The sequence below is a fragment of the Bremerella sp. P1 genome, from assembly GCF_028748185.1.
GTDB lineage: Bacteria > Planctomycetota > Planctomycetia > Pirellulales > Pirellulaceae > Bremerella.
The window spans coordinates 2165581-2177393 of record NZ_CP118164.1; the positions used below are offsets into that span (position 1 = coordinate 2165581).

Genomic DNA, 11813 nt, shown 5'->3' on the forward strand with positions numbered 1-11813 from the left:
GGGATTTGGCTAGGAATGTAAGTCTACCGTTTTGCGATAAAATTCATAGCATTTCTTCCCAATACACCAAAGCTAAATCGACACCCAACGATAAGAGAGGGCCCCCCTGAAAGGGTGCGGCGACGAAGCGCATCGCACCCTTTGGTAAGAGATACATATCGCGTTCTGATTAGCCCGTCGAACGTAGGCCGGCAGCGATACCCTGAATAGTAAGACGAACCATCTGGGCTAACCCATCGGTTTCTTCTTCGTTGGGAGCCTCGCCACTCTCGCGGCTTTGCTTGATCAGTTGAATCTGGATCAAGTTCAACGGATCGACGTAAGGGTTACGACTGCGAATGCTGCGATTGAGCCAACCAATCTTCTCCAACAGTTCATGTTGTTGGCGAATGAGACAGATCACGCCGCAAGACAATCGATACTCTTCGTCGATCATCCGCCAGATGCTTTCCTGAGCCGTGCCAGCCAGCTCGGCATAGTCGCGAGCAATGTCCATGTCGGCCTTGGCCAGCGCAAGTTCGGCGTTGTCGATCGTGGCCTGAAAGACGGGCCACTCCTGATACATCTCTTGCAGTGGCTCCCAGTCTCCGCCTTGGGCATCGACTAGCGTGCGAATACCAGTCCCCATGCCATACCATGCCGGCAGCAGTTGGCGTGATTGCGTCCAGGCAAACGTCCAAGGAATGGCCCGCAAGTCCTTAAGCGATTTACGAGCCCGACGGCGTGCTGGACGCGAACCAATCGGCAGGCCTTCGATCTCGCTAATTGGGGTTGCCTGATCGAAGTAACGCAGGAAGTCTTCGTGCGAAACCAACTCGCGATACTTCGTGAGCGCGGCTTGGCTCATCGACTCGCTCATCTCCTTCCAATTTTCCATCTCAGGCGAAGGAGTCGACGCGCTAACCAACAGCGTCGCGTTGGTCAGCTGTTCGATATGCCGGTGGGCGATCACGGCGTTATCGTATCGTTCGGCTAATACTTCACCCTGCTCGGTCAGTCGCAGCTTGCCATCGACGGCTTGCGGCGGCAACGACTGAATACCACGAGCAGCCGGACCGCCACCGCGACCCAGGCTACCACCACGACCGTGGAAGATCGTCATCTCGACATGATGTTTCTCGGCGACCTCGGCCAAACGTTCCTGAGCCTGGTGCAAGTTCCAGGAAGCGGTCAGGTAACCACCATCCTTCGTACTGTCGGAGTAGCCGACCATGATCATCTGTTCCAGCCGTGCTTGCTGTCCCAGGTACTCGCGGTAGACCGGCTGCTTGAGCATCGCCTCGAAGATGATCGGAGCTCGCTCCAAGTCATCGATTGTTTCAAACAGTGGCGAGATCGGCAGGTAAGGACGCGGCTTGCCGGGATACTTCTGATTCCAGACATAGTTCCACAACCACAGCACGGCAACTACGTCGGCCGGCTGATGCGTCATGCTGATCACGTAACCGCCAAATGGCTTCGGTCCGCCGGTAGCCATCGTATCGGCCAGCACACCAAAGGTTGCCAACACTTCCTGCGTCATTTCGCTAAGCTGGGACGCATCGACCTCCGGCTGCTCGAGCTGGCAAAGTCGCTTGAGCCAGTCCGATTCTTCAATCTTTTGATCTTCCGGAAGATCTGCGTACAACAGCTCGCGTAGAGCATTGCGATGGATGTCCGAGTCTTGGCGGATATCGAGCGAGAAGAAGTGGAAGCCAAATGTTTGCAGGCGATCCTTCCAGGGGTCCAGATAGCGCTGGACAACGCGGCGACCTTGATGCTCGAGCATGCTTTCACGCAACATCTCGACCTCTTCCATCAGCTCTTCTGGCTGATGGTAGGCGACTTGATCGTCCCCATCGACGCTTGCCAGGCCCAGCGAAACCTCAAGCCGGAACTCGATCATCTTCAAGTAGCAACGATAGACTTCGTTGGGCGAAACCTCTCCCAGGCGTTCGGCCAATTCGGTCCAATGTTCGGCTGCGGTCGCCAGACGTTCGCGAATCTCATCGCTAACGGCGGCCTGCCGGTCGGAGGTGACCAGTGTCTTCTTTAGTTCGCGGCAGAAAGAGAGATGCCGTTCGAGCGCTGTCTTACGCAAAAGGCCCAGGGTCGCCTTAGTAACCTTAGCCGTGACAAACGGGTGTCCGTCACGGTCGCCACCGATCCAACTGCCGAACGTAAGAAACGGTTTGATCTCGAACTGGTGCGTGGGGTAGTAGCGGGCCAAAGCCATCCGCATTTCATGATAGATTTGCGGAGCGACATCCCACAGGGCCTCGGCGAAGAACAGACCACGCTCGACCTCTCCCATCACGCCAGGTCGTTGCGGACGAAGCGAGTCAGTTTGCCACAACAGGGTCAGATCGCTCAACGCTGCCTGGAAGTCGTCATCGTGCGGGTGGACTTCCAAGTAGGGCAAGTGATCGCGCAGCCGCCGCAGCAGTTCACGCGTTGTCCGCCGCTTGGCTTCACTGGGGTGGGCGGTGAAGACCGGGGTGATTGCCAGTCGGTCGAGCCAATCTTGCATCTCGGCAGCCGTACAGCCACTCTCACACAACTGGCGAATCGCATCGGCGATTGATTCACTACGTGGCAAGCCATCCGATTCGGCTTCCTCGGCACGTTGATCGAGAATCCGCACGCGATGGTAATCTTCCGCCAGGTTCGCCAAGTCGAAATAGAGACTCAACCAGCGAATCACGCTGCGAAGTTGCTGCTTGGGGATGCGGCCGATTTCCGCCAGCAAGCGTTCTTCGGCATCCGGCAAGCCAGACCGACGTTCGAGCGACATCCGGCGGATGCGACTCATCGTCTCGGCCAGCGAATCGCCAACTTGCTCGCGGACAACCTGGTCGAGCAGTTCAACCAACAGATTCAATCCTGGCACATGCTCTTCGTGATACATGTCAGTACTCGTCTCGCTTCTTGGATGCCTAATCTTCGCCTAGGTAATAGGTTAACGCGAATCGGTTGCGATTCGTAGGGGGAGCTTTCTGCCGATAACCGGTTTACGGCCCGCGAAACAACCCAGAAAGAAGCATCGAGAGAAAAGCCCCCAGAGGTGGTGCCGTAGGGGGGAGAGATTATGGATAACGGGCAATTACCGTGCTGGATACAAGCTGGGCAATTCTGGCAGGCGGATACGACACTTCGGTTCATCCAGTCAAGAAGATGAAACAGCCCGAGAGAGAATAGACTTTTAATTCAATGACTTGGACGACGACCGCTTAGATCACCGCCGACTCCATCGACTCGGGGTGGTACTGCTGCAGCAATTCAATCAGCCGTTTGCGGTCGATCGGTTTCGTGGTGTAGTCCGTGCAGCCAGCGTCGAGGCACTTTTGCAGGTCACCGGCCATAGCGTGGGCTGTCAGGGCGACAATCGGCAGCGTGCATCCTTTCTCGCGTAAGAGCCGAGTCGATTGATAACCATCCATCTCGGGCATTTGCATGTCGGTGAGAATGACGTCGAACCGAACGGGCTCTTCCAACGGACCATCAACCGTTCCGTCCTGGGTCATCTGCTCGACGGTTAGCTTACCGTTCTCGACAGTCTCAACTTCCGCGCCGGCCTTACGAAGGTGGAATGAAATCAGACGGATATTATCTGGGCCGTCTTCGGCCAATAAGATTCGCATCCCCTTGAGAGGATGGCTCGGCAATTTTGGCGAATCCTCGACCTCCTTTTTCTGATTGGTCGTCGTCGCGCAAGCTTCATCTGGGGTCAACCAGTTGTTCTCGTTGATCTTTTCCAGCGACAACGACAGGCAGAAGACACTACCCACGTCCGGCTCGCTCGTAACGCTGATATCTCCTCCGAGCATCTGGGCCAGACGCTTGCTGATCCGCAAACCAAGCCCTGTACCGCCAAAACGTCTCGCCATCGAATTGTCGGCTTGCACGAACGCCTGAAACAAACGCTCGATCTGCTTCTCGGTCATCCCGATGCCCGTATCTTCGACGGAGAGTCTCAGGCTGTTCTCGGATTTCACGTAGCACACACGAAGTCGAACTCGACCGATCTCGGTGAACTTGATCGCGTTCCCAAGCAGGTTGACCAGAATCTGCCGCAAGCGGATCGGGTCGCTATCGATGATCATGGGGATCTTGTTCTCCACGATCGAATCAAGCGCCAACCCCTTGGCCGCCGCTTTAACATGCATGAGGTCCATCACATCGCGAACAAGCGAATCAAGACGCATCGGCACCGACTCAACCGTCATCTTGCCGGCTTCGATCTTCGACAAGTCGAGAATGTCGTTGATGATCGCTAACAGGTGCTCGCCGTTGCGGCGAATCGTATCGATGTATTCCTTCCGCTCCGACTGCTCGTCATCAGGTTGCCCCTGCTCTGCCAAAAGATCGGTGTAGCCCAGGATGGCCGTCATCGGCGTACGGATTTCATGACTCATGTTGGCGAGGAATTCGCTCTTACTTTGGTTGGCCTCTTCTGCCTTTTCACGAGCCTCGCGGAGATCAGCCTCGGCTTTGCGCTGGGCGGTGACATCACGCATCGCAGCCAACAAATATGGCCTTTTGTATTCGAGCGTAGGATTCTCGAACACAACGGCGTGCAACTCGATTAGGCGATCGGTTCCGCGAAGTCCCGTCATTTGAAATTCAACGCAACACGGATGTCCTGCCATGGCGTCACATAGACTTCGAATGACCTTGCTGTGCGATTGTTTGGGCAATTGCTCGAGGAGCGATATGCCTTGAATCTCTTCCTCGGCCTGAGCTTCCCACAATCGGAGACCAGCCGGATTGGTTTCCACAACTAGTCCATCTTCATCCAGCACATTCACGCCCACCGGCACGTTCTCAAAAATGGTCGTAAACCGGCGAAAGCCTTCTTCGGCTTCCTCTTTTGCCGTCTTGAGATCGGCGGTCATTGACTCGGCCAACTGCATGGCTCGCAATCGCGATGTTCCCAGGTTCCATACCATTGTCGCCAGGAGAACAGTCAGCGTCGCGCCGATCGCCGTCGTAATAAATGGCCGCATGAAAAGGCTACTGGTATCGAAGTTCGGGTTACTACTGATCTGCACGGTCCACTGCCGACCACCAAAAGTCATCGTGTAAGACTTGGAAAAGACCGGCTGGTAGCTGTGTTTCTCATCTTCGCTGCTGAATGGATAACCATGGTCGCAAAACAGCTTGTTGGAAGGGTCGATGGCCATTGTATCGTAAACCATGACATCTACCTTTCCGTCACCAGAAGTGAGGATGCCGTCCAAGGCCAACTCCGAGGTAATCGGCATGTAGACCCAACCCAGGAAAGCGTCCTCGCGCTCTTGCACCGTTTCGAGCGGAACGCCGGTCTTGTAAACGGCCAGGTAGTACAGAAAGCCGTTGTGATTCAGTTGATCCTGAACCAGGTTAATTTTCGCCGTCAACGTCGGTACGCCATTGGCCCGCGCTTTCTCCGCAGCCACACGACGGTTAGTTTCTGACCCGACATCCAGCCCCCAGGCAGCTCGGTTGTCAGCAATCGGCTCGATGTGACAGATCACAAAATAGTCGTCGTACTGATCAAGACTGCCTGCGGTCTTGATCTGAAAGTCTTCGCCGAGCTTCTTCTTGGCCCAAGACATGAACGGGCCAACGTTATCTTTGGGGACTCTTCGGATGAAGCCCTGCCCCATAGCTCCTTGAAAGCAGAGTTGGGGATCCACCACTTTGCAGTAGTCACGGAACTCAGCCAGCGTAAGTTCCTCGCTTACCTCATGCAGACCGCGGAGCGCCTTCAAGCCATCTTCGAACTCTTTCATTCGCCGAGCGACTTCGGTTTTTACCCGCTCACTCAACGCATCAAATGCTTCCTCGGACTGACGGTGTGATTCACGCGTCATCCAGTAGGCAGAAGCCCCTGTCAGGGTAACACCGCAAACAAGGACCAGGATCACCGGCCGCATGACGCCGGTCGAGACGTTCGGGTTTACTGGCGCAAACTTCATGCCCCAGATGGTCATCAAGCGGTAGATGATCAGCGGAGCAGCGATGAGCAGCGTAACGGCCATACCCAGCAGATGCGTAGCGAACGTCGGCAACTGGGGAATCACCAGCGGTAACAGAAGCGTCGAGACGACTTCTGCCAGCACAACCGTAGCAACAACTTCTGCGGTGCTTCGAAGGAGGTGTTTGTTTGCCTGCACGTTTGCCCCGCCCCGGACAACCATCAATTCGTTCCGCCGGGCACCCATTGCCCAGCCGCCGGAATCGTTATCGGTTACCCAGAAGGCACTTGGTGCCCAGAACGCAAATTATCTGCCAGCAATTCGCCTTAACGCAGTGCGCTTACAAGCGATGTATCGAATGTGTCGATTATCTCGGTGTAATGAGAGATGGGGCCATGCCCGCCCTAGCGCAGGAACCGGACAGGCATCAGGCGAACAACCGCGACCGGCTGGCCAGCCTGGGTGGCAGGAACTCCCTTCCAAAGACGTACCGCTTTGAGTGCCGCCTGATCGAGAACTTCGTATCCGCTGCTTTTCTCGACGCTTACTCGGCTGACCTGTCCATCAGGGGCCACCGCAATCCGCAACAGGACTTCCCCTTCCCAGCCATTGCGAACGGCTTCGGGCGGGTACCTGGGAGGCGAATTCATCGAGAAGTCGGGCGGCGTCTCTTCAGTCGTACCCACCGGTACTGGAACAGACATCGCCATCGCCGCTACAGGAATCGGCCGCGAATGCCGAGGCAATGGTTTCACTTGTGGCTCGGCCTCTTTCAGCTGCCGTTTGAACTGCCGACGCTCGGCGACCTGAACCTTGGGTGTGGCCTGCACCGCTTCGACCAGTAGCTCAGCCGATTGCCGAGTTGGCATGATCCGCAGAGATTCTTTTGCGATCGTATCATCCGGCTCAATGTCGACAGTCGACTCGCTGGCGTTCATCTCGCTTTGAAGTAGCTCGACAGGTTCCGGTTCGCTTAAAACAACCGGAGGAGCAAACGTGGCCGAAAGGGCCACGGCCTCGCGTTGGCCTGCAAAGTCAACTGACTGAAACAACGACATGCTTTGCCATGCAAGAACCGTCACCAAAGCCACGTGGCTCCAGACCGAGAAATGGATGGCAAACTGAGTCGTCGTGAGTCGTCGCATGAAATCAGCCGCAATACGGCTGACAACAACCGCAGGGGCAGGCACATAAAAGCGAGCCCCTGAACCTCACGGAGCTCTTATTTCGTCAAATACAAGCGACCATTCGAGGTCGCTTTCAAACAATAGAGCGTCCCGTCATGATCAATCCATACCTGGCGACGGCCTTGAAGCAGATCGCCTGAGGCAATCGCCGATTGATGATGCTGGTCTACGTTTGGGCTAGTTTGGGGGCGGTCCGTTACCTGGGTACCGCCCATGTCATCATAGCTACGATGCATGGTGATGAACACTTCACTGCTAAGGGAATCGGATGAACGCCCTGACGAGCGTTCGGATAACTTCTTTTTGTGAAAAACTTTCCTCACATTCGCGTGAAAAAAGTCCTCAACAGTAAATGCAACTACCGCGCCGATCGCTTTTCCTGCGGTTTTTGCCCATTTAGGGAAAGATACTGTCGCGCCAGGTGACACGCATGTCGCGCTCGGCAACATACCAATCCACTGAGAAGCCCCTAGAAGCTCGATAAGTGCAAGCCGAGCAGCAGGGAAGACTTTGCGGGCATTCGCAAACAATGTCGCTTAACCGTTTGGCTTGGCAAACCGGTGCGTTGGCACAGGACGACCAGGACGGAAGCTTTGGGTTTGATGAAGTGTGACCGTGACACCCAGCTGGCCGGCGACCTCCTGAACCACTTCTTCCACGTGGGTGCGAAGCAACTGCGGGTCGACGGCTACTCGGGCATTCACCACCACATGAGCCAGTTTCGTCTGGCAGTGCGAAGGCAACGAAAGCACGGCCGGCGTGTCACTGCTGACCAGGTTAGCGACTCCGTATGCTCCTTCCCACAAACCGATGGTCTTCAGGTGGGCGGTCTCGGCTTGGATAGCTGCCAGGCGTTCACGCAGTCGTTCCACGATTCCCAGCAGCAAATCATCCATCACGAACGGCTCGTCGCAGGTCGCATCCAAGCTGCTGTTTAGCCAACCCAGTTCGGCTTCCCCTTCGGCGTAGAGCTCGTAGTCCAGCTCAAGAATCTTTTGCCCGAACGCACCGCGCTGATCAAGCATTTCGCTGAACGCTTCCATTCCTTCACCGGTCTTAGCCGACATCCGCAGAACGGGCGTTTCCGGAGCAAAATCACTCAATAGTGTCGCGAGTTCCTCGACTTGTTCCGTACTCAACTCATCAATGCGGTTGATGATCAAGAAGTCGGCCTCTTCCAACTGCTTCTCGAAGATGTACGCCGCCTTGGGCGAGAAGCCTGCCTGGGCTTCTTTGCGTAAGATCCGTAGCCCGTGCGAAGGCTTCAGAATCACGCCGTACGGCGCCACATCAAACTGGGCATCAAATAGCTGTACCAGTGGCTGAACCACCGTAGCGACCAGATCGGTGCAGCTACCTACCGGTTCGGCGATGACCACGTCAGGACGCTCGTCGACGGCCAGCGTTTCGACCGTTGACGTCAGTTCGTTGAAGTTACAGCAGAAGCAAGCCCCGGCGACCTCGCCTACATTCAATCCTTGCGAACGAAGCAAGTTCGTATCGACCAAGTCGGCCGCTTGATCATTGGTGACGACACCAACCTTCAGCCCTTGATCCTGGTACTGCTTGGCCAAGCGGCCAATAGCTGTCGTCTTTCCTGCCCCCAGAAAGCCGCCCAACATCACGAAACGGATTTTGTGGGGTTCAGATGACATAGGAGGGGATCTTTCAGGAAGGGGAGAACGTTCTTACCGAGTTGAGATTATCGCATTAGATGCCAGGCTTCAACATGGAGCCTATGGGGCATAAGCACAAGGCCTGCCCCCAAGAATCGGCGAAAGGGGCTACCGTTTTCTGGCAAGCCCCTGTCACCCAAGGCTGAATATTCCCTTGCATTCAGCCTCCCCATGTTTTTCGAGAAGCGAGTTACTCGCTCATGTCGAAGCTTTCGACCAGGTCCCGGAGCGACTTAGCTTGGGCACCGAGTTCTTCGGCACTGGCCGCCATTTCTTCGCTGGAAGCGGTCGACTGTTCGGTCACCGAGGCAACTTGCTGAACGGTACCGTAGACTTCTTGCGACATGCTCATCTGCTCGTCGGTGGCCGAAGCGATTTCGGCGATCTTGCCCGACGTGGCTTCGACCGCGGCAACGATCTTTTCCAAGGCACTACCGGCCTGAGCACTCAGTTCGACACCGTTGGCAACACGAGCCGTCGATTCCTTGATCAGAGCCGAAACGTCCTTGGCGGCGTTGCTGGCACGTTCGGCCAACTTGCGAACTTCGTCGGCCACCACGGCGAACCCTAAACCATGTTCCCCGGCACGAGCCGCTTCGATGGCAGCGTTGAGTGCCAGGAGATTCGTCTGGCTGGCGATTTCGCTGATGACCTGAATGATTTCACTGATCTGTTCGGACGAAGCCTTGATCAGGTCCATCGCTTCACCACTCTTGGTGACAGCCTGGCCGCCTTCGACAGCGATCACGTTCGTTTCGTTGGCCAGCTTATCGGTTTCGTTGGCACGATCACGGACACCTTGGATGCTGCGAGTCAGCTCTTGAGCCGAAGCGCTGATCTGCTCGACAGCAGCACTTTGGGTTTGAGCCCCTTCAGCAACCGACTGCGACGCTTCGCTGACGGTCGCGGCACTTTCGGTGAACTGGTTGGCACTCTCGTTCACGTTGGCAATCAACTCGGCCATGGCCAAACGCATGTGGACTTGCTTGGTAATGTCCGTGGCATATTTGACGACCTTGAACGGCTTGCCATTGAGATCGAAGATCGGGTTGTAGGAAGCCTGAATCCAGATCTCGTTGCCGCCCTTGCCGAATCGCTTGTACTGACCGGCGTCGAACTCACCCTGATTCAGCTTCTCCCAGAACACTTTGTACTCGCCGCTGGCAGCCAATTCCTTGTCGACAAAGATCTGGTGATGGCGTCCTTGGATTTCGCTCAGGCTATAACCGACCGCACCCAGGAAGTTTTCATTGGCCGTGATAATGGTGCCGTCCATGTTGAACTCGATCACCGCCTGCGATTTGCTGATCGCGTCCATCTGCCCCGAGTAATTCGCCGTAGCCAATTTCTGCTCGGTAACGTTGGTCGCGTACTTCACCACTTTGTAAGGTTTGCCACTGGCGTCGAAAATCGGGTTATAGGAAGCCTGAATCCAGATCTCCTTCCCTCCCTTGCCAAGACGCTTGTACTCAGCCGATTCGTATTCACCACGACGCAGCTTATCCCAAAACTTCTTATACTCGCCGCTACGAGCGTATTCCGGTTCGACGAACATCTGATGATGCTGTCCCTGAATCTCGCCGAGCGAATAGCCAACCGTGCTCAGGAAGTTTTCGTTGGCCGTGATAATGGTGCCGTCCAGGTTGAATTCGATGACGGCTTGGGCTTTGCTGATCGCTTCCAACTGACCCGAGAAGTCTGCGAACTGCAACTTTTGATCGGTGATGTCGGTGGCGTACTTCACCACTTTGTAAGGCTTGCCACTGGCGTCGAAGATCGGATTGTACGAAGCCTGGATCCAGATCTCCTTACCATCTTTGCCAAAACGTTTGTACTCGGCGGCTTCATACTGACCACGATTCAGCTTGGCCCAGAACTCACGGTACTCAGCACTGTTGCCGTACTCGTTACCGACGAACATCCGGTGGTGCTGCCCCTGGATTTCGCCCAGCGAGTAACCAACCGTGCTCAGGAAGTTTTCATTGGCCGTGATGATGGTGCCATCCATGTTGAACTCGATGACGGCCTGAGCTTTGCTTACCGCGTTGATCTGACCTTGGAAGTCGGCATCCTGCATCTTTTGTGCGGTAATGTCGACGGCGTACTTGATCACTTTGATCGTATTTCCGTCTTCGTCGAGAATCGGGTTATAGGAAGCCTGGATCCAGATTTCGCGGCCACCTTTGCCGACGCGTTTGTACTGGCCGGCGTCGAAGTTCCCTTGGCCAAGCTTGGTCCAAAAGTCACGGTACTCGATACTTTGGGCGTAGGCGGGATCTACGAACAAACGATGATGTTGTCCCTGAATCTCTTCCAGCGTATAGCCCACGGCACCCAGGAAATTGTCGTTGGCGGTCAGGATCGTTCCGTCGGGTTGGAACTCGATCACGGCTTGCGACTTATGGATCGCGGCGTTCTCGGCCTTCAGCAGCGCAATTTCGCTTCGAAGCTGAGCTTCCACCGATCGAGAGCGTGAGTTCGTCTTGGCTTTACGCGTGGAAGGTTTCGTCGATGGTTGAGTAGCCTCGAGTGTTGCACTGGTCGGCATCGTGATCTCCTGCCCTAGGAATTGCGGTTTTTAAAGCTTCAGACGTAAACTCGATCGCGGTTGCTGCCGCAGTGGATCGCATTTGGCGTCCAAGCTATCTACGTTTCAACCCACTGAAGTCAAATATCTCGTCCCCCAAATAAGCAGGGCATTTCCCCATACGATCGACTGATCACGATCGTACGTCGTGTCACTAGAACGACTTACGCTTACATCAGGGATATTCCTGGACAGGAACAAGGGTTCTTGAAGATTCTCGTGAATGAGCCCGGCGAGTTCTCGCACCGGAAGCCCTGAGGCTCCTTGAAGCATCCCCAACGCAGGCAAAAAGCCACGTGAGCCAACGCACCTCGCCAGGCAGCCTGCCTGAAAGGCAAAAATCCTCAATTGCATCGTTTAAAACATTAGAAACTCCACATCAACGGTGAAACATTATCGCCCCTAGCGAGGGATATATTGCGCA

Annotated in this window: 6 protein-coding genes; all 6 read right to left on the bottom strand. The window is 55.4% G+C overall.

Going from position 1 to position 11813, the window contains the following annotated elements; all coding sequences use genetic code 11:
- Positions 1–169 precede the first annotated feature (169 nt).
- The 6 genes from PSR63_RS08910 to PSR63_RS08935 all read right to left on the bottom strand — a co-directional run bounded on the left by PSR63_RS08910 (position 170) and on the right by PSR63_RS08935 (position 11350).
- On the bottom strand, positions 170–2887 hold the full coding sequence (locus PSR63_RS08910) for a phosphoenolpyruvate carboxylase (protein ID WP_274332538.1): 2718 nt from the start codon (positions 2885–2887) through the stop codon (positions 170–172).
- A 322-nt stretch (positions 2888–3209) separates the two neighbouring features.
- Positions 3210–6185, bottom strand: coding sequence for a CHASE domain-containing protein (locus tag PSR63_RS08915; protein WP_274332539.1), 2976 nt, complete (start codon positions 6183–6185; stop codon positions 3210–3212).
- Between the two features lie 158 nt (positions 6186–6343).
- Complete coding sequence (locus PSR63_RS08920; protein ID WP_274332540.1) at positions 6344–7084, bottom strand: energy transducer TonB; 741 nt, start codon at positions 7082–7084, stop codon at positions 6344–6346.
- A 77-nt stretch (positions 7085–7161) separates the two neighbouring features.
- Positions 7162–7362 (bottom strand): hemin uptake protein HemP, encoded by a 201-nt coding sequence (locus tag PSR63_RS08925; protein ID WP_274332542.1) that lies wholly within the window; start codon positions 7360–7362, stop codon positions 7162–7164.
- A gap of 300 nt (positions 7363–7662) precedes the next feature.
- On the bottom strand, positions 7663–8781 hold the full coding sequence (locus PSR63_RS08930) for a GTP-binding protein (RefSeq protein WP_274332544.1): 1119 nt from the start codon (positions 8779–8781) through the stop codon (positions 7663–7665).
- A gap of 211 nt (positions 8782–8992) precedes the next feature.
- A complete protein-coding gene (locus PSR63_RS08935) occupies positions 8993–11350 on the bottom strand; it encodes a methyl-accepting chemotaxis protein (RefSeq protein ID WP_274332546.1) in 2358 nt (785 codons plus the stop codon).
- Between the last annotated feature and the right edge of the window lie 463 nt (positions 11351–11813).

Excerpts from the sequence above, each read along its gene's own strand:
- PSR63_RS08910 (WP_274332538.1), bottom strand. The coding sequence starts at position 2,887 with ATGTATCACGAAGAGCATGTGCCAGGATTGAATCTGTTGGTTGAACTG.
- PSR63_RS08920 (WP_274332540.1), bottom strand. The coding sequence starts at position 7,084 with ATGCGACGACTCACGACGACTCAGTTTGCCATCCATTTCTCGGTCTGG.
- PSR63_RS08915 (WP_274332539.1), bottom strand. The coding sequence starts at position 6,185 with ATGGGTGCCCGGCGGAACGAATTGATGGTTGTCCGGGGCGGGGCAAAC.
- PSR63_RS08930 (WP_274332544.1), bottom strand. The coding sequence starts at position 8,781 with ATGTCATCTGAACCCCACAAAATCCGTTTCGTGATGTTGGGCGGCTTT.
- PSR63_RS08925 (WP_274332542.1), bottom strand. The coding sequence starts at position 7,362 with ATGCATCGTAGCTATGATGACATGGGCGGTACCCAGGTAACGGACCGC.
- PSR63_RS08935 (WP_274332546.1), bottom strand. The coding sequence starts at position 11,350 with ATGCCGACCAGTGCAACACTCGAGGCTACTCAACCATCGACGAAACCT.